General features: G+C 68.1%; 12 protein-coding genes and 1 tRNA gene. 11 read left to right on the top strand and 2 right to left on the bottom strand.

Annotation, left to right across the window (positions count from 1 at the left end; all coding sequences use genetic code 11):
* The 8 genes from WAL33_RS20190 to WAL33_RS20225 all read left to right on the top strand — a co-directional run.
* A partial coding sequence (locus tag WAL33_RS20190) for a MotA/TolQ/ExbB proton channel family protein (RefSeq protein WP_422183650.1) occupies nucleotides 1–1074 on the top strand: 1074 nt, incomplete at its 5' end.
* A gap of 11 nt (nucleotides 1075–1085) precedes the next feature.
* Complete coding sequence (locus WAL33_RS20195; protein WP_422183652.1) at nucleotides 1086–1490, top strand: ExbD/TolR family protein; 405 nt, start codon at nucleotides 1086–1088, stop codon at nucleotides 1488–1490.
* A gap of 8 nt (nucleotides 1491–1498) precedes the next feature.
* Nucleotides 1499–2182 (top strand): energy transducer TonB, encoded by a 684-nt coding sequence (locus WAL33_RS20200; RefSeq protein ID WP_422183653.1) that lies wholly within the window; start codon nucleotides 1499–1501, stop codon nucleotides 2180–2182.
* A 26-nt stretch (nucleotides 2183–2208) separates the two neighbouring features.
* Complete coding sequence (locus WAL33_RS20205; RefSeq protein ID WP_422183655.1) at nucleotides 2209–3759, top strand: putative porin; 1551 nt, start codon at nucleotides 2209–2211, stop codon at nucleotides 3757–3759.
* Nucleotides 3760–3769: 10 nt separating this feature from the next.
* Nucleotides 3770–4291 (top strand): hypothetical protein, encoded by a 522-nt coding sequence (locus tag WAL33_RS20210; protein ID WP_422183657.1) that lies wholly within the window; start codon nucleotides 3770–3772, stop codon nucleotides 4289–4291.
* Nucleotides 4292–4323: 32 nt separating this feature from the next.
* Nucleotides 4324–16878, top strand: coding sequence for a filamentous haemagglutinin family protein (locus tag WAL33_RS20215; protein ID WP_422183658.1), 12555 nt, complete (start codon nucleotides 4324–4326; stop codon nucleotides 16876–16878).
* A gap of 105 nt (nucleotides 16879–16983) precedes the next feature.
* Nucleotides 16984–17616: an OmpH family outer membrane protein gene (locus tag WAL33_RS20220; RefSeq protein WP_422183660.1), complete on the top strand. Its 633-nt coding sequence runs from the start codon at nucleotides 16984–16986 to the stop codon at nucleotides 17614–17616.
* 157 nt (nucleotides 17617–17773) lie between these two features.
* Nucleotides 17774–18532 (top strand): SapC family protein, encoded by a 759-nt coding sequence (locus WAL33_RS20225; protein WP_422183661.1) that lies wholly within the window; start codon nucleotides 17774–17776, stop codon nucleotides 18530–18532.
* Between the two features lie 171 nt (nucleotides 18533–18703).
* On the opposite strand, the gene WAL33_RS20230 is transcribed toward WAL33_RS20225, so the two are convergent.
* A tRNA-Asn gene (locus WAL33_RS20230) sits at nucleotides 18704–18778 on the bottom strand.
* A 264-nt stretch (nucleotides 18779–19042) separates the two neighbouring features.
* Nucleotides 19043–19438, bottom strand: a complete 396-nt coding sequence (locus tag WAL33_RS20235; RefSeq protein ID WP_422183663.1) for a hypothetical protein — start codon at nucleotides 19436–19438, stop codon at nucleotides 19043–19045.
* A gap of 242 nt (nucleotides 19439–19680) precedes the next feature.
* Here WAL33_RS20235 and WAL33_RS20240 point away from each other — a divergent pair, with 242 nt between their 5' ends.
* The 3 genes from WAL33_RS20240 to WAL33_RS20250 form a co-directional block, all read left to right on the top strand.
* Entirely contained in the window at nucleotides 19681–21060 is a 1380-nt protein-coding gene (locus WAL33_RS20240; protein WP_422183665.1) for a DUF6880 family protein, read from the top strand.
* A gap of 102 nt (nucleotides 21061–21162) precedes the next feature.
* The gene (locus WAL33_RS20245) at nucleotides 21163–21735 is read left to right on the top strand and encodes a protein-L-isoaspartate O-methyltransferase family protein (RefSeq protein ID WP_422183667.1); all 573 of its coding nucleotides are present in this window, start codon (nucleotides 21163–21165) and stop codon (nucleotides 21733–21735) included.
* 131 nt (nucleotides 21736–21866) lie between these two features.
* Nucleotides 21867–22714: TolC family protein (locus WAL33_RS20250; protein WP_422183669.1), on the top strand; the 848-nt coding region annotated here is incomplete at its 3' end.

Here is a 22714-nt window from a genome sequence, read left to right on the forward strand (position 1 = left end):
CCCTATGTCCGCGTGGCCGGCGGCGCGACCGGCGAGGCGATCGCCGCCGCGGCGGTGTCGCCCGGCAGCTGGACCCACCTGGCGGTGACAGCCGGCGACAAGATCACCCTCTACGTCAATGGCGTCGCCGCCGGTTCCATCGACGCCAAGCTGCCCGCCCTGGGCGGCGAGGACGCGATCGGCGCGGCAGGCGGCCTGCCGTCCTTCATCGGCGACCTGGACGAGGTTGGGCGCGCCAACACCGCCCGCTCGGCCTCGGCCATCGCCCTGGCCGCCCAATCGCAGGGCCGCTCGGCGGTGTTCACCGCCTTCTCGCCGGAAGCCGAGAGCACCAAGGGCGGGGAGGGCGGTTACTTCGGCATCCTGCTCAAGGCCCTGACGCCCGACGCCTGGGCGGTGATCATCATCCTGTGCGTGATGGCGGCTTTGTCGTGGGTGGTGATGATCGGCAAGGGCCTGTTCCTTGTCCGCACCGCCTCGGCCAACCGCGATTTCCTGGACGACTTCAGCGAGGCCATGGCCCGCCAAGGCGCCCATGACGGCCTGGCCCGCCTGGACATCGACCGCCATGCCGACACCTCGTCGCTGGCCCGGTTGTTCCACATCGGCCGCCGCGAGCTGCAGGTCCGCTTGACCGAGAACGGCGCAGCCGGTCGCGGCGCCACCAGCTTCGCCCTGGCGCCGCAATCCATCGCCGCCATCCGTTCGGCGCTGGACGCCGGCCAGGCGCGCGAGAGCCAAAAGCTCAACAGCTCCATGGTGCTGCTGACCATCGCCATCTCGGGCGGTCCGTTCATCGGCTTGCTGGGCACGGTGCTGGGCGTGATGATCACCTTCGCGGCGGTGGCCGCCGCGGGCGACGTCAACATCAACGCCATCGCCCCCGGCATCGCCGCGGCTCTGCTGGCCACGGTGGCGGGCCTGACCGTCGCGATCCCGGCCCTGTTTGGTTACAACTACCTGCTGTCGCGCTCCGACGAGATTGGCGTTGAGCAGCAGATCTTCGTCGACGAACTCGAAAAGCGCATCGCCGAGACCTATCGCGGCGCGCCGCTCCCCCTGGCCGCTGAATAGGGGGAGGGCCGATGCAAGCGCAGTCCCGACGCAAACCCTACGACGAGATCAACATCACCCCGATGTTGGACCTCGCCTACGTCCTGCTCATCATCTTCATCATCATGACCACCGCGGCGGTCCAGGGCATCAAGGTCAATGTGCCCAAGGCCAGCTCGTCGGTCAGCCTGGCCAAGCCGACGACCAAGGCGATCACCGTCGATAGCGCCGGGCAGGTCTACCTGGACACCTATCCGGTGACGATCGACGAGCTGGAGTCGCAGCTGCGCTCGTTCAAGGCGGTGACGCCCGACTTCCCGGTGGTGATCAAGGGCGATCGCGTCTCACAGTATGGCCGGATCATGGAAGTGCTGGACGCCTGCGGGCGGGTCGGCATCACCCAGCTCGGCCTCGTCAGCGAACGCGCCAAGGGGTGAGGTCGATCATGCCCTCGCATCTCCCTTCGCGCCGACGTCGCTGGCTCGCGCCGACCCTGGTGGCGGCGGGCCTAGTCGGCCTGATCACGGTGGCCATGCTGCTATGGCCGCATTCGACGACCTACGAAGCGCCGCGCCGGGTGATCCAGGAGATCACCCTGGTCACGCCGCCTCCGCCCCCTCCGCCCGAACCGGAGGAGAAGATCATGGAGCAGGAAGAGGTTATCCAGCCGACCGACGATCCGCAGATTCAGAAGGACGTCGATACGCCGTCCGACCAGCCCGACGACCAGCCGTCGGAAACGGCGGAAGCCGGGGGGCTGGACAAGGCGGCCGACGCCGGCTCCGACAGCTTCCACCTGGCCTCGGGCGGCGGCGGCGGCCTCTTCGGGCGCGGTGGCGGCAGTGGCGGTGATGGGGGATGGGGGGGCTTCGTCGAGACCCACATCCGCCGAGCCCTGCAGCGCGATCCGCGAACCCGCAGCGCCCAGGGCTATGTGAGGGTCGCCGTCGAGATCGACCCGAACGGCCGCATCACCGGCGCGACGCTGCGGTCCAGCACCGGCGACGACAAGCTGGACAAGGCTATCCGCGACGTCCTGGCGGGCCTGCCGCCGCTCAGCCGCGGCCGGCCGCCGAAGATCGAAGGCGTGACCTTCGCCACCATCAACATGAAGCGCCCCGTCGGCTGAGCCGACGCGACGATCCAGGAACCATCATGCGTATCCAGACCGCTCTCCTCTGCGCCGCCGCGACGCTGGCCACCAGCCTCGCCGCCGCCCCGGCCCACGCGCAATCGACCGACGACATCGGTGTCGAGATCCTGCAATTGCTCGTCGACGAGGGCCTGCTGCCCCGCGAAAAGGCGCAGGAGCTGATGGCCCGCGCCAAGCACGCGGCCGAACTGCGCCTTCAACGCGAAGCGCCGGCTGCGCCTGGCGTCATCGACGTGCCCTACGTGCCTGAACTGGTGCGCAACCAGATCCGCGACGAAGTACGGCAGGACGTGATGGCCCAGGCCAAGACCGAAGGTTGGGTCGCGCCCAACACCATCCCCGCCTGGCTCAACCAGGTCACCCTCTCCGGCGACTTCCGCATGCGCTACCAGGGCGAGTTCTTCGACGACGGGAACTTCCCCTACTTTCCGGACGTCAACGCCATCAACCAGGCCGGCGGGGTGACTGACGCCACCGGCTTCCCGCTGCTGAACTCGACCGTCAATCGCCACCGCGCCCGCTATCGCGGGCGACTGGGCGTCGACGCCAAGATCAATTCGGCGGTGAAGATCGGCCTGCGCCTGGCCTCGGGCGACGACGCCGGCGCCATTTCCACCAACAAGACCCTGGGCGATTACTTCAACAAGGATCCGATCTGGATCGACCGCGCCTATGTCGAGGTCACGCCGATCGCGGGGCTCAGCTTCATTGGCGGACGGATGCCCAACCCGTTCTGGTCGACCGACATGGTCTGGGACGCGGACATCAATCCTGAGGGCGCGGCCATCACGGCCCGTCATGACTTCGACGACCAACTGGCCGGCCTCAAGCTGTTCGGCGTCGCCGGCGCCTTCCCGCTGCAGGAGCGCGGCAAGGATCACAAGGATCGCTGGATGTACGGCGCCCAGGTCGGGTTCGAGATTGCGCCGGTCGAAGACCTGACGGTCAAGGGCGCGGTGGCCTACTACGCCTACGACCGCGTGCAGAGCGAGAAGAACGCTCCCGACGGCTCGCGCCTCAACGACTTCACGGCCCCGCCGTCGCTGTCGCAGGGCAACTCGGTGTTCAACATCCGCACCGACGGCCTGACCACCCTGGCCGGCCTGGCGTCGGACTTCAACCTGCTCAACGTCACGGGCAGCCTGACCTACAACGGCTTCGGCGCGAACAAGGTCAGGCTCACCGCCGACTACGTGGTCAACCAATCGTTCGACGCCGGAGAGATCGCCAGGCTGCGCGGCGAGGATGGCGTGGCGCCGGGCGACTCCGGCTGGCAGCTGCGGCTCGACGCCGGACGGGAGAGCATCAAGAAGCGCGGCGATTGGCAGCTGGCCGCCGCCTACAAGCGCATCGAGAGCGATGCGGTGCTCGACATCTTCACCGACAGCGACTTCGGCCTCGGCGGCACCGACGTGAAGGGCTACGTGATCGAAACCAACGTCGGCATCTACGACAACACCTCGGTCGGGCTGAGCTGGCTCAGCACCAACGCCATCAGCCGCCCGCCGTTCTCGGTCGACGTCCTGCAGCTCAACCTCAACACCCGGTTCTGAGGAGGCTGACATGCGTCACGTCATCATCGCCGGCGTCCTCTGCGGCACCCTCTACGGCCCGGTCGCTCAGGCGGCCCCAGCCAAGCCCGCGCCCGCCGCAGCCGCCCCGACCGCCGACCAGGTCGCGGCCCTTCAGGCCGAGTTGGCCGACCTGCGCGATCGCTATCAGCGTCAGCAGATCGTCGCCGACAACGCCCGACAGGAGACCGACGGCCTGCGCGCCGAGCTCAAGCTGAAAGATGAACTGCTGGTCCTGGGCCGGGAGCGCAACGCCGAGCTCTACAAGATTTCATCCGAAATCCTGGATCGCCTGGCCCGCCGCAAAAGCCTGGAGCCCTTCGTTCAGGCTCATCGCGTCTCAATGGAAAACAAGGTGCAGGACTATGAGGATCGCCTCCGGGCGGCCCGCGTCTACGACACGACCCTACCGCCTAGCGTCCAGCTGCGCATGCAGCAGGAGCTGAGCGCCAAGGCCTCCGCGGCGCCCGACCCCGCCCCGGCCGTGGCCCCGACCTCACCCGCCCAACACTGATTTTCTTCCAGATCCGTTCCTGGAGTACGCCCATGACCCGCCCTCTGCTCGTCGCCTCTCGCCGTCTGCGTGGCGCCTCCCGTTGGCTCGCCGGAGCCAGCCTCGTCGCGATGGCGGTGGCGACCAATGTCAGCCCCGCGGGCGCCCAGTCGACTCCGTTCGGGTCGATGGTCGGAATGCAGGCGGGCAAGGTGATCCTGCCCGGCGGCGCTGTCTCGCAATGGACCGGAGCCAACCGCCCGACAGTCGGCACGGCCGCCGACGGTCGCCCGCTGATGACCATCGAGCAGACCCAGCAGAAGGCGTTGTTGGACTGGGAGCAGTTCAGGCTGCAGACCAACGAGGTGCTGGAATTCCAGCAACAGTCGGCCGACTGGATCGCGGTCAACCGTGTGCACGGCGCGGCGGCGGCCGAGGTCAACGGCGAGATCCGGGCCAAGGGACGTGTCTTCATCTTCAACGACAACGGCGTGCTGATCGGCCCCAACGCCAAGATCAACACCCGCCAGCTGGTCACCGGCCAGGGCGTGTCGGACGTGTTGGTGGACGGCGCGACGACCACCATCGTCCAGAGCCGCGAGAAGGCGACCCTGAACTGGACCGACATGAGCATGGCCGCCGGCCAAGTGCTCAAGTTCCAGCAGGAGAAGAAGGACTGGATCGCCCTCAATCGTTCCATGGCGCCGGGCGTCACCACCCTGAACGGCACGATCGAGGCCCCGGGCCACCTCTATCTGGTGGCGCCGCAGGGTGTGGCGATCAACGGATCGGTCAAGGCCCAGCAGGTCATCGCTTCGTCCCTCAATATCCGGGACGTGCAGTTCGCCAGGGGCATCAACTCCTTTGGCGCCGACAACAGCCGCCTGGACCCCAGCTTCAGCAACAGCTGGGACTATACGGTCGACTACAGCAGCGATTCATACATCACCCTGACCAAGGCTCTGCCGGTCGTGGTCGATCCCAACGATCCGCAGCGCTACAATGTCACCGTCGGACGGGGCGGCTCGATCGAGACCGGCGAGTTCGGAAAGGTGATGCTGTTTGGTCCGCGCGTGACCAACCAGGGGCGGATCAAGGTCGTCGACGAAGGCCAGGTCATCCTGGCGGCCGGCGAGAACATCTACCTCAACACCGCGCCGGGCGGGCGGGTGAAGGTGGAGGTCGGCGCCTATAGTCCGCTGTCCTTCGGGCGTGGCTCCATCCCCTATCGGTATCTGCCCAGCGTGGTCCCCGACGCCGACTGGCAGGCTTTCTATCTGAAGTTCACGGGGGTCCAGTACGCGATCGGCGCCTCGGTGCCCAACGCGGTGATCAGTCGACTGATGTCCACCGACATCGGAAACTACGTCACCAATCTGCAATTCAATCGGGCGCGCGACGTCGGCTATGTGGCGCGCAACGAAGGCGTCATTACCTCGCTGCGCGGCGGCTCGGTCGATTTCCGGGGACTGAACCTGGAACAGATGGGCGCCATCGAGATGACGTCCACGGCTTTGTTCCGTGGGCAGATCAACTTCGCGACCATCGTCCGCGACTACCAGGAAGTGCCCAACAACGACCAGGACGGTCCGGACGTGCCGGGCCACGGCACGGTCCTGTTCGGCCGAGGCAGCCTGACCCAGATCACGCCGGACCTCGACTCCAGAGACCAGATTCCCGTGGGCTCGGGCAGCCAGTCGGTGGGGACGTTGAAGATCAACGCCGGCCAGGTGCACCTGCAGGAAAACGCGCTGGTCTACATGCCCAGCGGCAAGGTCAGCATCCTGCTCGACGCCGCCGGCCACCTCTACGACAACAACCGCGGCAACGGGAACAACCAGGACAACGAGGACGGCACGCGCTTCATGATGGAGCGCGGCGCGACCATCGACCTGTCGGGCTGGCGCAACACAGTGCTTGCCATGGGCTCTAATCAGGTCACCGGAAAGCTGTTCGCCGCCCAGCTGTCGGACTCGCCGTTGCAACGCGACGGGCCGCTGTATCGCCAGGAAATCTCGGTCGATCGCCGCTACGGCACCAACCTGGCCAACTGGGCCGGCTTCGACAATCTCAGTCAGGGCACGCTGGCCCAGTTCCTGACCGACGGGGGCTCGTTCACCCTCGACGCCGGCGACGACTTCATCATGAAGCCGGGCTCGGTGATCGACGTCTCGGGCGGTCTGACCACCTACGAGAGCGGCTATGTCTACACCACGCTGCTGCGCCGGCTGGACGGCTCGATCATCGACATTCGCGAGGCCGATCCGGACGAGCTCTACATGGGCAAGGCCAACGAGTGGGTCCAGTACGACACCAAGTGGGGCAAGTCCCAGACCTACTACATCCCGCTGATTTCCAGCCTGCAAGGCAAGTACGAGACCAGCTACGTCCAGGGCGGCGCGGGCGGCAAGATCGAGATTCTGGCGCCCGACGTGGTGCTGCAGGGCACGCTGAAGGGCGCGGTCACGGCCGGTCGCTACCAGCGGGCCAACCTGCCCAAGGGCGGCAGCTTCATCCTAAACCGGGCCGGCGCCGACGAAGGCGAATATGTCAGCAACAACATCCTGATCGCGGCCATCGAGACGGCGCTTCCCGACAGCTTTGGCCTGTTCGACAAGCTGAGCGACGTCTATGGCGACCAGTTCGGCGAAGAGTTCGATCGCGACAAGGACAAGCCGAACCGCGGCCTGCGGACCCTCGACAACGCCACCCTGACCTCGGCCGACTTCTTCAACCGTTCGACCATGGGCAGCTATTCGCTTTCGCAGAGCGGCCGGGTCGACGGCTCCATCAATCCCTTCCCGCCGCTGGATGGCCCCGCGGTGGTGGTCGAACACGCCGTGAACCTGAATCTGGCCAACGGCGCGTCGTTCGCGCTGGGCGCGGGTCAGCGCCTGCAGTTCTTCGGCTCGATCCGAACCGAGGGCGGTGCGATCGACCTGGCCGGTCTGTCGCTGGAATTCGCCAAGGACACGCGCCTGGACACCCGCGGCTCCTGGTACAGCGACTACGAGGTCCTTGAGCCGGTCACCCTGGCCACCCTGCCCAGGATCAACGGCGGCAAGATCACGCTCCGGGCCACAGGCAATACTCTGCTGGACCCGATCGACGACGTCCGGATGATCCTCCCTGCCTCTATGGTGATCGACAGCTCGGCCGGCGCCTGGGTGAACCGTCAGGGCAAGCTGACCCTCGGCAAGGGCGGCGATCTAAGCGTCGCGGCCGGCTTGCTGGACGCCAAGGACCTGGATCTGTCGGGCCTGGACCACGCCCGCGCCTACGGCCTGGGCGGCAACGGCGGCTTCAGCCTGGAGCTGGCGACGCCGATCCATATCGGCGACGCCTTGCCCGCGCCGGAAGTCCCGACCGCGACGCCGCCGAACATCCGCCTGCTGTCGCCCTCGTTCTTCAGCCGCAGCGGTTTCTCGTCGATCGCCCTGACCGCGCCTTCGATCACGGTGGGCGAGAACGTTCGGGTCGAGGCGACCACGGCCAGCCTGCGTCTGAAGGAAGGCACGCTGCTGGATCCCGCCCCGCCGGCCTTCTGGGCGCCGTCGGGGACGGACGTCTTCGATATCGCCGAACCGGTCTATCTGGCGCCGGAGCTGCGCTCGTCAGCCCTGCGTCGCGGCATGGACCTCACCTTCACCGGGTCGACGGCCGTGCTCGACGGCGCCTTCGTGGGCACCGAGGTCGGCGGGCGGCTGGGCATCATCGGCTCGGCCAATATCCAGGGCGTGCTTAGCGCGCCGGCGGGCCAAATCACCATCCGAGGCAGCGAGCGCAGTTCAGTGGTTCTGGGCGAAAACGCCCGGCTTCTGGCGCCCGGCGTGGCGCAGATCACCAAGCGCGGTATGACCAAGGACGGTCGCGCCACCGTGGGGGGCGAAGTCCTGCCCGGCGGCCAGATCGACATCGACGTCGAGACGATCCTGTTCGAGGAGGGCGCGGTCCTGGACGTGTCGGGCGCCTCGGCGGTGTTCGACTTCGCGACCGACGCGCGGGGCGCGGTCGTGCTGCAGCCGCAAACCGTGTCTTCGGACGCCGGCTCGATCTCGATCACCGGCGACTCGATGGACATAAACTCGGCCACCTATCGCGCCTTCGCAGGCGGGCAGGGCGCGCGGGGCGGGGCCTTCTCGGTCAACTGGGGCGGACGCTATGGGCCGGCCGGCGCACCCGGTCAAACGGCGGGCCAGACGGCTGAGCTTCTCGAGTCCTACTTCCAGCAGGGCTTCTTCTACGACGTCGACTTCAACATCGTCACCAGCCCGTATGGCGTCGATTTTTCAACGATCCTATGGGATTGGGCGCTCGGTTTCTCCATCCCGTTCCCGGCCGGCTACACCGTTTCCAATCGCGCCGAACTGCTGAGCGTCTTCGACGCCTATACGGTCGCGGCCTATGGTCCGCCGCCGGTGTTCGTGATCGGCGACAACCTGCCGCCGCCGTCCACCGCGCCGCGGCCGACGCCGACGATCGATCCCAATCTAGGGGCGCTGTTCTCGGCGCTCGGCTACGTGCTGCCCAGTCCGGTCACCGAGCCCGCGTCCAGCGTGCGGCTGTCCACCGCCCGCATCGCGGACGGCGGCTTCTCGTCGTTCAAGGTCGCGGCCATGCCCGGCGTGCTGTTCGTGGGCGACGTGACGCTGGGTGGCAAGAAGGCCGACGGCAGCAACGTCTTCGACTCGATCTCGATCGACGCGCTGCGGATCATGGGTCAGAAGAACGCCGACGTGCGTTTGGAGGCCGGCGTCGTCCGCCTTTCACAGGTGGATCTCCCCAATGGCAATGTCAGCGACATGGGCGCTTACGACACCGCCTTGGCGGGCATGGACGTTCAGCGGCTGAACGCCAACACGCGGCTGTCGATCACCGCCGACACCCTGTTGCAGATCCAGGGCGCTGAGTTCTATGGCTTCTCCGACACGCGGCTGAGCAGCCAGGGCGATATCCGTCTGCTGGGCCTGCCGATCGAACCGACCGTCGGCGTATACGCGCCGCCGACCGCCTTGGTCTCCAGCCCCGGCAAGATCACCTTCAAGGCCGACCAGCTGTACGCCGCCACCGGCCACAAGGTGGACGTGACGTCTGAGACCATGATCCAGGTCCTGCCGCAGGACGCCGGCACGCCGCTGAACGGCTCGCCCTACGAGGCCGCGGCCCAGCTCACGCTCAAGGCGCCCACCGTCGTCCAGGCGGGCATCGTCCGTTCGCCGCTCGGGACCATCAACCTGGTGGCCGTCGACGGCGTCTCCGGCAGCGGCAGCGTCGTCCTGGCGCCGGGCAGCATCACCTCCACCTCGGGCGACGGTCACGTCATCCCCTATGGCTTCGTCAGCAACGGCGACACCTGGATCGATCCCTATACCCGGCTGGAGCTGACGGTCCTGCCGGCCAAGTCGGTCAATATCTCGGGCGCGTCCGTCGACCTGCAGGAAGGGGCGCTGATCGACGTCTCGGGCGGCGGCGATCTCTATGCCCGCGAGTTCGTCGCCGGTATCGGCGGCACCACCGACTGGCTGACGGGCTATCGCGACGCCAACTACAACTGGGTTTCCAGCCCAGACCAGGTCTTCGCCGTGCTGCCGTCGTTCGAGGGCGACGTCGCGCCCTACGGCTTGAGCGGCGGCGGCGGCCTGGGCGTCGGCGACAAGATCTACCTGGCGGGCGGCAGTGGCCTGAAGGCGGGCTACTACACCCTCCTGCCGGCCGAATTCGCACTGCTGCCGGGCGGCTTCCGCGTGACGGCCAACCACGGCCACGCCGATCTGAACGTCATGATGCCCGGCCAGCACGTGGATCTGGCCGACGGCTCATCCATCCAGTCGGGCTACCGCTACACCGAAGGCACGCCCTATCGCGACACCCTGAACCATGGGTTCATGGTGATGGACGGCGACACCCTGCGCCAGCGCTCGCAGTACAACGAGGTGACGGCCAACAGCTTCTTCACCTCCGAGGCCTTCCTCAAGAAGGCGCTGCGCAGCAACAGACCGGTCGGCGACGTGCCTCGGATTCCGCTGGACGGCGGCAGCGTGGTGCTGAAGGCCGCGCGCACCCTGAACCTGGACGCCACCTTGAAGTCGGCAGCGGCCAAGGGCGGACGCGGCGGGTTCGCCGACATCGACGCCGGCCGCATCGTCGTCGTGGGCGCCAACACCGACCTGACAAAATATGCGGGCTATCTAGCCCTTGATAGCGATCGCCTGAACGCGTTCGGCGCCGAAAGCCTGCTGCTGGGCGGTACGCGCCGCCAGGGCCAGCAGAACCTGGAACTGTCGATTTCCGGCTTGGACGTGGTGATCGACAACACCGGCTCGGTGCTCAAGGGGCCGGAACTGCTGTTCGCCGCGCGCGACAAGGTCACGGTCGAAGGCGGCAGCGTGATCGAAACCAGCGGCAAGATCAGCGGCAGCCCCAGCGACCTGCGCATTCTGCCGGCCTTCGACAAAGTGGTCGACCCGGTCCAGCCCTGGGATCCGGCCGACGACGTCACCGTGCACGCGGTCCTTGACCAGGGCGCGGTGCTGCGGCTGTCCAGCGGCGAGCAGGTCTCGATCCTGCGCAACACCGCCGCGGTCGATGCGATGGCGACCCTGCGCGCCGACCCCGCGGCCCTGGCCGCCGCCAACGCCTACCGCGCCGTCCTGGGCCTGCCGCCGATCGTTCCGGCCGGCAATCTGGTGATCGCGGGCGACGCGGTGTTGCGCAGCAGCCGTTCGATCGCGCTGGACGCCACGATGGACACCCAGCTGTCGCGGCAAGCGACCCTGGCCGCAGCGCAGATCAGCGCCGCAGCCTCGCGGATCAGCATCGGCGCGGCGCCAGTCGGTACGACTGGCCTGGTGTTCGCCGGCGGCTCGGCCGAGACCCTGGCCTCGGCCGCGGACCTGACGCTCAAGAGCTACTCGACCATCGACATCTACGGTGGCGCGACCCTGAAAGCCGCCGACGGCCTGCGGCTGGACAGCCGGGAGATCCGGCTGCTGAACGCCAATGGCGCGACGGCCGTCATCGGCGGTCAGTCGGTCACCCTGGCCAACACCAGCGGGGCTGGCACGGCCCCGCCGACGGCGGGCGCGGCCAAGCTGCTGATTGACGCCGCCAACATCTATCTGGAGGACGGCGACAAGCGGATCTCGGGCGTTGACCTGGTGACCCTGAGGGCTGGCCAACGCGTGATCGGACGCGGCGCCGGAACGCTCTATCTGCCGGGCGACCTGGCCGTGGAGGCGGCCAACTTCACCGTCGAAAGCGGCGGGCAGACCTTCCTGGACGCCGCCGGCGCGGTGACCCTCGCCAACAACGGCCGTACCGACCTGCCGCTTCTCACCACCTTCGGCGCCACCCTGGGCTTCACCGGCGACACGGTGACCAACAACGGTCGCATCCTGCTGACGGGCGGCACGGTCAATCTGCGGGCCCGTGGCGGCGACGTGGTCCTGGCCGACGGCTCGACCATCGACGTGACCAGCAGCGTCAGCCAGATCTTCGACACCAAGGTCGGCGTCGGGGCCGGCACGGTCAACCTCACGTCCGACCGCGGCGACGTCCGCATGGCCTCGGGCGCGGTGATCGACGTTTCCGGAACGACGGCGGGCGGCGACGCGGGGCGGCTCAACATCGCGGCCGGCCAAGGGCAGGCCGACATGCGCGGCCAGATGAAGGGTGCGTCCCACGGCGGCGCGCACAGCGGCTCGTTCTCGCTGGTGACCCGCCAGATCACTGACTTCAGCGCCTTCAACGCCGCGCTGGACAGTGGCGGCTTCCTACAGTCTCGCCGGTTCGAGGTGAACCAGGGCGACCTGGATGTCACCGGGAGCATCCGGGTTCAGAACTTCTCGGCCATCGCCAACCAGGGCTCCATCAACGTCACCGGCGTGGTGCGCACCACGGGCGATGCCGGCGGTCGCATCCAGATCTCGGCGGCCGACAACCTCAACCTCCTCGCGGGCGCGCAACTGCTGGCCAGGGCCAACGCGGCGGACGGCTCGGGCGGCACGGTGTTCCTGGAGACCGCCGGTCGTAACGGCGGTCAGATCTCGGTCGCCGCCGGGTCGCTGATCGATGTCACCGGCACGGGCGAGGGCGGCCGTATGGTGCGCCTGCGGGCACCGCAATTGGCCGGCGGCGACGTCGCCATCGCGCCGGTCCAGGGCTCGATCCTCGGGGCGCGGCAGGTGATCGCGGAGGGCTTCAAGGTTTATGACAACGTCTCGACCATCGACCAGTCGGTGATCAACACGATTTCGGCCGACGCCAGCAGCTTCATGGCGGGCGCGGCGGTCATTCAGGCGCGCCTGGGTTCGGGCGTCACCGTCCAGCCCGGCATCGAGCTGCGCAGCGCCGGCGACATGACGCTGGCCACCGACTGGGACCTGCACACTTTGCGCTTTAACGGCGCGGCCGGCGTGCTGACCCTGCGGGCGGCGGGCGACCTGTTGCTGAACGCCAATCTCAGCGACGGCTTCGACGGCGCGAAGGCCAATGCCGCCCTGCTGGGCGGCGCGTCGTGGACGCTGAACCTGGCGGCCGGCGCCAATATCACCAGCCCGGACTCCCTGGCGGTTCTGCCCATCGGCCAACTGGCCGCCGGCAAGGGATCGGTGATCGTCGGCGGCACGCCCGACACCCTGGAATACTATCGCGTGGCGATCACCACCGGCCCGCGGGCCGGCACGACCGAGAACCGCCTGTACGTCCGCAACGGCGACGGCACGGTGGGGGCAGAACTGAACCGCGACGCGGCCACCGGCCAGTATGTCGATCCCGACAGCGGCGCGCTGATCGCGTTCGACCCTGTCACCCAGGACTATGCCGACACCCTGCGCTACGCCCGCGTGGCCTTGCCTGAATATTTCTCCGTCGATCCGCAGGGCGGCAACGCGGTCAGCAAGGACCAATACGGCAACAACGAGCGCTCGCAGATCAGCCAGTACGGCCAGAGCCGCGGCGTGCAGTGGGACAACTCGACGGGCTACATCGTGCGCACCGGCACGGCCGGGATCAACATCGGCAGCGGCCGGGACATCGTCCTGCAGTACAAGCCGTCGGTCATCTACACGGCGGGCGATTTCGCGGCCCCCGTCGCCGATTTCGCCGCGCCCACCCGCCTGCCGCTCGACTCATCGTCCGGCCTCTGGGGGGCGATGAGCGGCTACTACCTGCAAGGCGGCGGCGACATCCTGATGAAGGCCGGCGGTGACATCGTCGGGGCCGGCAGCGACCAGCTGCCGAACACCTGGCTCTGGCGCTACGGCAACATCAATAGCCAGGGAAGCTTCAGGACGCCCAGCGAGATGGGGGGCAAGGATCTGGGACGCGCTTACGACCAGGCCACCTGGTTCGTGCGCTTCGATCGCTACCAGGCCGGGATCGGCGCGCTGGGCGGCGGCAATGTCGAGATCAGCGCGGCCGGCGATATCACCAACCTGACCGTCAACCTGCCCAATACGGGCCGGGTCAGCGGCGGGCATGACGGCCTGGTCCAGGCGCTGCACACCGACGGCGGCGGCAACCTTTCCATCTTCGCGGGCGGCAACATCGGCACCGGCAACTTCTACGTGGCCGACGGCCAGGCCCAGATCACCGCGGGCGGGGCGTTCACGAGCACCCGGCAGATCGACGCCGTTCGTGCGCTGGAGTTTAATCCAGGCTACCGCAGCCGCGACTACGATCTCTATACGATGCTGTTCACCTCGTCGGGCGACTTCCGCTTGCAGAGCGGCGGCGACCTCAACATCGACGCGGTCATGGATCCCTTGGCGCTGGCGCCGGTAATGAACAACCAGCTGGGCGGCGGCGGGGTGTTCGGCGTCGACGACTACCAGCAGTACACCGGCAACGACCAGCTTCGCGAGCTCTACGGCGCGGCCTTCTTCAGCTACACGCCGGACGCCCGGATCTCGCTGTTCTCTGCGGGCGGCGACGTCAACCTGTGGAACAACTACGGCAATATCGGCATCGTCGCCTGGAAGGGCGGCTTCCTGAAGCCGCAGCATCATTTCGTCACGCCCTATGGCTACACGATCGCCGCGCAGGTTCCGGCGGTCTGGCCGGGCACGCTCAGCGCGGTGGCGGCGGCCGGCGACGTTGTCATCAAGGGCGGCCTTTACATGGCGCCGGCCCCGACCGGGAACCTGGAGCTTCTGGCCCACAACGACGTGCGACTGGGGCAGGGGACGCGGGCCGACGATCCCTTCGCCGAGCTCAATCGCGACGCCCTGAACTTCTACCCCGGCTATGACGGCATCTTCATGAGCCAGTCGCGGCTGGATCTGATGCCCAGCGCGACCAACGGACGCGTGCTGTACGGCTCGGCCGCGCCGCAGAGCGTGCTGGAAGGGGCCGGCTTCAAGCCGGGGGCCACCTTCCAGACCCAGCTGTTCACGCTGACCTACCAGCCCGACCTGCACGCGGGCGACACCAACCCGGCCAAGATCTACGCGGCGGTGGGCGACGTGGTGACCACCGCCCCGATAAACCTGCCCAAGGCTCTGCTGGTCCAGGCCGGCGACAACGTCTACTTCCCGGACATCAAGCTGCAGCACAACAACGCCAGCGACTACAGCCTGGTTCGGGCCGGCAACGGCCTCTATTTCTCCAGCAACGGCCAGATCGCGATCGCCGGTCCGGGCCGCCTGGAGGTCGAGACCGGTCACGACTTCTATATTCCCAGCAACGCCAAGGGGATCACCAGCGGCCGGGTCTTGATCTACGCCGACGGCCAGCCCAGCAACGTCCCGCCGCCGCCGCCGACACCCCTGGATCCGAACGCCACGGCCGCCGACATTGCGATCAGCACTGGCTTCAACCAAACGCCGTCCTACCAGGCCTTCGAGGACGCCTACCTCAATCCCGGGAAGGCGGGCGCCATGGCCGACTTCCTGCTGGACGACGCGGGCGACGGCCGCAAGCTGTCCACCTACCTGTTCGACCGGGACTATAATCGCGGGGCCGATCCCAAGAGCCAGCCGATGACGCCCGAGCTGCGCGCCGGCTTCGTCAACTACGTGCGCGGCCTGCAAGGCCTGAAGCCCTTGGACAGCCAGGTCGAGCAGACGGCCTATGTGGCCGCGGCCTGGAGCTTCTGGGCGGACTTGCCGCAGGACCTCAAGACCCCGTTCGACGCCTTCCTGCCGCGCGGACCCGGCGTGAAGAGCCTGCGCGCCGAGAACTATCTGCCCGAGGCGCGCGAGGGCCTGGTCAACTATGTCCGCCGCCTGCAAGGACTGGAGTCCCTGGATAGCCAAGTCGAGCAGCTGGCCTATCTCGACACCGCCTGGTCCTACTGGTCGGCGCTGCCTTCGGATCGCAAGACGCCGTTCTATCGCGACGTGCTGTTCCTCGAATTGCGGATGACCGGCCGTGAGGCCAACGCCAAGGACAACCCCCGCACCGGCTCCAGCTTCCGCGGCTACGACGCCATCAAGGCGCTGTTCCCCGGCGCCGAGAAGCCGGACGGCACGGCCCTGGGAAGCGGCGAATCGCGATGGGCGGGCGATTTCGAGACCTATGCCAGCCGGGTGATTTCCTCCGGCGGCGGCAAGATCGAGTTCGTCTCCCCCGGCGGCGGCTTCAAGCTGGCCAATGCGGCGGCGACCCAGGGCGAAACCGGCCAGCCCGCCTTCGAGGGCGATCGCGGCAACGCCCTGCGGGCCGGCGTGGTCACCACCGACGGCGGCGGGATCAACATCCTGGCGCGCCAGAGCGTCACCCTGAACCAGTCGCGGGTGATGACCACCAAGGGCGGCAACATCCTGATCTGGTCGTCCTACGGCGACATCGCGGCGGGCAAGGGCGCCAAGACCTCGATCAGCGCGCCGTTCTATGACTACAACATGGACGCCTGGGACGGCATGACACGGGTCCAGGCCGGTCTGCCCACCGGCGCCGGCATTCAGACGGTCGCCAGTGTCGCCGGTTCGCCCGTGGCCGATGTTGACCTGATCGCGCCCAACGGGGTGGTTGACGCCGGCGACGCTGGAATCGCGGTCAGCGGCAACTTCAATGTGTTCGCCATCGAGATCCTGGGCGGCGACAACATCGACGTGTCGGGGATAGCCACGGGGCTCCCCACGCCGCCTGCCGGAGCGCCCATCTCCTTGGACAACCTGTCGTCCAAGTCCAACGATGTGGAGAAGGCCATCGAGATGGCGGTGAACGGCATCCGCCAGAACGCCGCGATCCTGTCGCCCTCGATCATCGAAGTGCAGGTGACCGGGTTCGGCGATTGCCAGAGCCGGGACATGGCCTGCGGCGCAGAGGCCAAGCCGGGCCAAGTTTCGCAAGAGACCGTCACGGGCCGTTTCGCGACGCCGTTGCGGGTGGCCTTCGACGACCGCTCGACCAAACCCCGGCCCCAGGACTTCGACATCGCGCCCCAGCCCCTGGCGGATGCGGTGAGGGCGGTGGGCAGGGCTTCCGGCGTCAACATCCTCTACGACGCCGACACCTTCACCCAGCGTCGCTCCTCGCCGGTGCGCGGTCGAATGACTCCGGAGCAGGCGCTTGAGCAGCTGTTGATGGACCAGCACGTCACCGCGGCGCGGATCGGCGCGGGAACCATTGTGCTGCGCCGCGCCCGTCCCGGCATGGCGGGCTGACCGCAAAAACACTCCGCCCTCCCATCGGCGAGGGCGGAGCACCTTTCCTGAACCAGGCTTGCACCGGGCGTCGACGCCTGGGCGGCCGTCATCAAGGACGATCCCATGAACACCCAACTTGCCGCGGCCCTGGCCACGGCCGTGATTTCCGCCTTCGTCGCGCCGAGCCATGCCCAGGCCCAAGTGACGCCCGCCGCCGGGACGGTGGCGGCCCCGGCGCTGAGCGAAGGGCCGGTGGTCCCCGGCGTTTGCATGATCTCGCGCGAGGCGATTTTCGCCAACGCCAAGGTCGGCCAGTCGGCCTCGGCGCGACTGAAGCAATTGGCGGACGCAGCCGAAACCGAGGTCGAGAGCGATCGCAAGCCGCTGGACGCCGAGATCAAGGCCTTCCAGGCCGAGGCGCCCAAGCTGCCGGAGGCCCAGCGCCGCGCGCGCGAACTGGCCCTGAGCGCCAAGCTCCAGCCTGTGCAGGCCAAGGCCGCTCTGCGCGGCCGCGAGATCGAGGCCACCCGGACCAAGGTCATGGGGCGCATCGCCGATGCCGCCCAGCCGGTGATCGCCCAGGTCTTCAAGCAGCGCGCCTGCGGCCTGCTCCTGGATCGCAACACGGTGCTGGCCGGCAACATGACCAACGACCTGACCCCCGCCGTCGTCCAGGGGCTGGACGCGAAGATCTCGACGATCCCGTTCGAGCGCGAAACCCTGCCGCCCCAGGCGTCCGGCGCGCCCGCGCGCTAGACCGATCGACATTCGGCCTTGGGAAACGAAACCCGTCCTTCGACAGGCGCAGGATCGGGTTTTCGACTGCCCAGGGCCTGCAACGCCCACCGCGCTGAGTGCGATAGGCACGAACGCGCGGCGTCGTTTCCTTTCCCCGTTTCCGGAGTTTTCCGCCATGGCGTCCAAGCCGCGCACCAAGCCGACACCCCCGTTGCCGCTGTTCTATCGCGAACCGCTTCCGCTATCGGCCTCGGCCCACGCGGCCTGGCGGCTGAAGGACGGCGACCTGACCTTCGCCCAGGACACGGCCTTTGCGCCGCTGGTGCTTGGCGAACTGGCCGCCGCCTCGGCCAATTATCCCGTGGTCTTCGCGGGAGCCCAGGCCGCGCCGGTCGCCATCCTGGGGCTGGAGCAGCGCAACCTGTTCGTCGCCGACGGTCAGTGGAGTCCGTTCGTGCACGTGCCCGCCTATGTGCGGCGTTATCCCTTCGGCTTCATCGCCACCCGCGATCCGGATGATTTCGTGCTGGCGATCGACGCGGGATCCGACCGTGTCGTGCAGGCGGGCGATGAGGGCGAGCCGCTGTTCGAGGACGGGAAGCCCAGCGCGCTGACGCTGCGGGCCCTGGCCTTCTGCGACGCCTTCAAGAGCGAGGCCGCCGCCACCGCCGCCTTCTGCCAAGCCCTGCTGGACAAGAACCTGCTGATCGATCGCCGCGCGGACGCCACGCTCCCCGACGGCCGCAAGCTGGGACTGGAAGGTTTCCAGATCGTCGACCTGGCGGCGTTCCAAGCCCTGGATTCCGACACGATCGTCGACTGGCACGCCAAGGGGTGGCTGGCCCTGGTCAATTTTCACCTGGCCTCGCTTGATCGCTTCCGGGCGCTGTTGGATCGCGAAGGCGGCGCCGTGTCTGAGGGCAGGGCCACCTGATTGGTGTTCGCGGCCGTCGGCCGCGTCGCACCCCTGAAGAAGACGGACCGTGGGCCGACCGCGAGCTCTCCGCGGATTTCCGACAACGATTTGATCTGTTGAAGAAAACGGACCTCTGTCCGGATACGAAAAATCCGGCCGTTAGGCCGGATTTCGTCTCAAAGCCGGAGGTGGCTCCGCGGGTAGGATTCGAACCTACGACCAGCCGGTTAACAGCCGGCTGCTCTACCACTGAGCTACCGCGGAACAGGTGGCCTCAGGAAGAGGCCGGGTGATAGCCGCCGATTTGACTCGGTGCAAGCGCATTCGGACAAAAAAACAGCCCGGTCGACGACCGGGCTGTGGAAAGTCAGTGATGGTGGGTGTCTTCAAGAAAGACCAGGCGAAACTGGGTCTTTATGGTTAATCGGGCCTTAATTTCGGCTGCGGCCAAATGGCTTCCAAGTGGGTTGTTCGGGACTTCATTCAGCCGACGGGGGCGGGGACTTGGCGACCGCCGCGATCTCGACCTCAGCGCCAGGTCTTGGCCTGGGTGACCGTGGCGGGTTCGGTCAGCAGGGTCTCCAGCGGGCGCCCGGCCAGGGTGCAGGTCGCGGTCTTCACCAGGCCGCCGCGGGTGATCCTGCAGGTGAGGGATTGAGAGAAGGCGGCCGCCATCAGGCGTTCGCGATCGACGGGCAGGACCGGCGCGGCCGGCGAGATCCGCAGCGGAATCCACTGTTCGGGCGTTGGGCCTCGGGCGATGCAGAGGGTGCGGCCGTCGATGACGTGCAACACCGGGCCGCTGACGGTCTGGCCGACGGTGGGCGCGGCGGCGCGGCAAGTTTGGGCCAGGGCGGGCGCGCCAACAGCCAGGGCGGCCAAGGCAATGGCCGCCGCACCCGATCTTGCCCAACCCCTGGCCATGTCGATGCATCCCGTGAACGGAGACTCAACCCGGCCGACGACGTCACGTTCCAAGCCGAATCCCTTGAAACCATAGATGTTTGCGGCCTGTTGCCGAGACGACACGCACAAGGCGTCCACAGAGGTGTCCACAGGGGCGGACCCGTGGGTCCCGCCTGGACTGTCGTGCTAAAGGAGGCCGGCGGACCCGGCGACTCGGCCCGCGCCGAACGGGCACGAACGGGAGAACTCCGCTGGCGACGGTGAAGCGCACGGGATCGCGAAAGACCCTGACGACGGCCAATCTGGCGGCCCTGGGCGCGGAGCGATTGGCCGAACTGCTGATCGACGTCGCCGAGGGCCACGCCCAGATAAAGCGGCGGTTGCGCCTGGAGCTGGCCGGCGAGATCGGTCCCGAGGACCTAGCCGCCGAGCTGGCCAAGCGCATCGACACCGTCGCCGACAGCCGCGCGCGCATCCATTGGCGCAAGCACAAGGAGTTCGTGCGCGAGCTCGACATGCAACGCGCCCTGATCGCCGGGCGGCTGGCTGAGCTGGACCCCACCCTGGCCCTGCCGACCCTGCTGCGGTTCCTGGGCCTGGCCGAAGGGGTCTTCCACCGCACCGCGGACGCCAAGGGCGAGGTCGAGGCGGTGTTCGACGCGGCCGTCGACGACGTAGCCGCGATCGCGCCCCTGGCCTTGCCCGACCCGCGAGCGCTCGGGGACCAACTCCTGGAGCTGTTGCTGCACGGCCGGGCGGGCCTGGGTCCGCGCGTCTTGAAGAACGCGCTGCCGGCGCTCGGCGTCCAGGGTGTCGCCACGCTGCGGGGCCAGGTCGAGACGACCATGGCCTCGCAAAAGCGGGTCAGCGGCGCGCTGAAGGCCGCCGTCCAGGTGCTCGCCGACGCCCAGGGCGACGTCGACGGCTACATCGCCCAGTTCACCGACTCTCAGGCCGTGCTGCCGCCGATCGGGGCGCAGATCGCCCGGCGGCTGACCGCGGCGGGCCGGCTGGACGAGGCCGTGGCGGCGCTGGATCGCTCGACCCCGGGTTCGTTCGCCCAACTGGTCGGCGCGGTGTTGGGCCGGCCCTCCCTGCCGGGACCCGGCGCCCTGGACTGGGAGGACGCCTATATCGAGGTGCTGGAGGCGCGCGGGCAGGGCGATCTGGCCCAGGACATGCGCTGGGCCAGTTTCGAGCGCGGTCTGTCGGTCGAGCGGCTGCGCGAGTTCCTCAAACGCCTGCCCGATTTCGACGACGTCGAGGCCGAGGACAAGGCCCTGGCCCACGCCGAGGACTTCCACGACCCGCATGCCGCCCTCGATTTCCTGATCCGCTGGCCGGCCTGGGACCGCGCCGCGCGCCTGGTGCTGCGCTGGTCCGGCGATCTGGACGGCGACCGTCCCGAACTGCTGGAGCCCGCCGCCCGGGCCATCGAAGGCCGTCATCCGCTGGCCGCCACCCTGCTGCTGCGGGCGATGATCCTGGACACCGCCCGCTACGCCCGCACGCCTCGCTACAAGGACGCCCAGCAGCAGTTGCTGGAAGCCGCTTCCTTGGCTCCCGCCATCGCCGACTGGCAGGGCCACGAGGACGCGGAGACTTTCGCGTCGCGGGTGGCGGGCTATCGGCGATGGTAGGTCCGCCTCCAGAATGGACGCGGACGCCAAAAGCCCCGATTGCCTATAGGGGAGCGGCGGACCTATAAGCGGGCTGAAAATTCCAGCCCTTCGAGGGATTCCATGAGTTCCGATTTCACGGCCGCGCGCTTGAACATGGTCGAAAGCCAGATCCGCACGGCCGACGTCACCGATCTGCCCCTGCAGGACGCCCTGCGCGTCGTGGCGCGGGAGGCCCTCGTGCCGGCCGGCAAGGGCTATCTGGCCTATGCCGACGCCGACGTCGAATACGCCCCCGGCCGCTGGCTGCTGCGTCCGCGCGAGGTTGGCAAGCTTCTGCAGCACCTGCGTCCGCGCGAGGGCGACAAGGCCCTGGCCATCGCCGCCCCCTATGCCGCCGCCGTGCTGGAGAAGATGGGCCTGCAGGTCACCCGCCTGGACGGCGACGACCTGGCCGCCGTGTCGGGCGCGAACTATGACGTGATCATCTGCGAAGGCGCCGTGCCGCGGGCCCCGGCCAGCTGGACCAAGGCCCTGGCCCAGGGCGGCCGCCTGGGGGTGATCGAACGCGACGGCCCGGTCGGCCGCGCCGTGATTTATGTCAAGGCCGAGGACGGCGTGGGCCGTCGCGCCGTTTTCGACGCCACTCCGCCGATGCTGGCCGGTTTCCCCATCGAACGGGGCTTTGCGTTCTGACGACTTCAGTCCAGAAACAAACACGCAACGTCTGCGTGAAAAAAGCTTAACTAGCCGCCTGTGGTCTCTCGCCTTACAGCCGATCATACAGGTGCGGGCGTCGCGCCGATCTGGCCAAGGTTTCGTGGGGAATGAACTTGATGTCGAATAGTCGTCGGGCCGCTTTGCTGGCCGCCGCTTGCAGCATGGGTCTGATGGCGGGCCTGTCTTCGGCCGCCCACGCCGAGACCCTGGCGGACGCCTTGGCCCTGGCCTATCAGACCAACCCCACCCTTCAGGGACAGCGCGCCAACCAGCGCGTCACCGATGAGGGCGTGGTCCAGGCCAAGACCGCCTTTCGCCCGACGCTCAACGCCTCGGCCGACGCCTCGGTCCAGCGCACGGACTTCGCCAACGATCAGACCTACATCAACGGCAGCAACCAGGTCGCCACGCGGGACCACACGACCGCCAGCGGCAGCGGCGCCGGCCTGACCCTGCAGCAGCCGCTCTATACGGGCGGCCGCGCCAACGCCAACCTGACCGCCGCCCAGGCCGACGTGCTGGCCGGCCGCGAAGATCTGCGCAGCGTCGAGCAATCGGTGCTGGGCAACGTCATCCAGTCCTATGTCGACGTGCGGCGCGACCAGGAACGCCTGCGCATCGCCCAGGAGAACGTCAGCGTCCTGAACCGCCAGCTGGAAGAGTCCAAGGCGCGCTTCGAGGTCGGCGAGATCACCCGCACCGACGTGGCCCAATCCCAGGCCCGCCTGGCCGCCGCCCAGGCCAACCAGTCCTCGGCCCAGGCCATCCTGGCCGCCAGCCGCGCGGCCTACGCCGCCGTGGTCGGCCAGAACCCCACCGACCTGGCGCCCGAGCCGTCGCTGGCCGCCCTGCTGCCCAGCAGCGTCGAGCAGGCCTTCGACCTGGTCGACAAGAACAATCCGCAGATCCAGGCCGCCCGCTACGCCGAACGGGCCGCCGCGGCCCGGGTGGCGGC

It is taken from the genome of Caulobacter sp. (assembly GCF_049283275.1).
Taxonomy (GTDB): domain Bacteria; phylum Pseudomonadota; class Alphaproteobacteria; order Caulobacterales; family Caulobacteraceae; genus Caulobacter.

Coding starts and splice junctions, on each gene's coding strand:
- WAL33_RS20215 (WP_422183658.1), top strand. CDS start 4,324: ATGACCCGCCCTCTGCTCGTCGCCTCTCGCCGTCTGCGTGGCGCCTCC.
- WAL33_RS20220 (WP_422183660.1), top strand. CDS start 16,984: ATGAACACCCAACTTGCCGCGGCCCTGGCCACGGCCGTGATTTCCGCC.
- WAL33_RS20205 (WP_422183655.1), top strand. CDS start 2,209: ATGCGTATCCAGACCGCTCTCCTCTGCGCCGCCGCGACGCTGGCCACC.
- WAL33_RS20210 (WP_422183657.1), top strand. CDS start 3,770: ATGCGTCACGTCATCATCGCCGGCGTCCTCTGCGGCACCCTCTACGGC.
- WAL33_RS20245 (WP_422183667.1), top strand. CDS start 21,163: ATGAGTTCCGATTTCACGGCCGCGCGCTTGAACATGGTCGAAAGCCAG.
- WAL33_RS20225 (WP_422183661.1), top strand. CDS start 17,774: ATGGCGTCCAAGCCGCGCACCAAGCCGACACCCCCGTTGCCGCTGTTC.
- WAL33_RS20235 (WP_422183663.1), bottom strand. CDS start 19,438: ATGGCCAGGGGTTGGGCAAGATCGGGTGCGGCGGCCATTGCCTTGGCC.
- WAL33_RS20195 (WP_422183652.1), top strand. CDS start 1,086: ATGCAAGCGCAGTCCCGACGCAAACCCTACGACGAGATCAACATCACC.
- WAL33_RS20200 (WP_422183653.1), top strand. CDS start 1,499: ATGCCCTCGCATCTCCCTTCGCGCCGACGTCGCTGGCTCGCGCCGACC.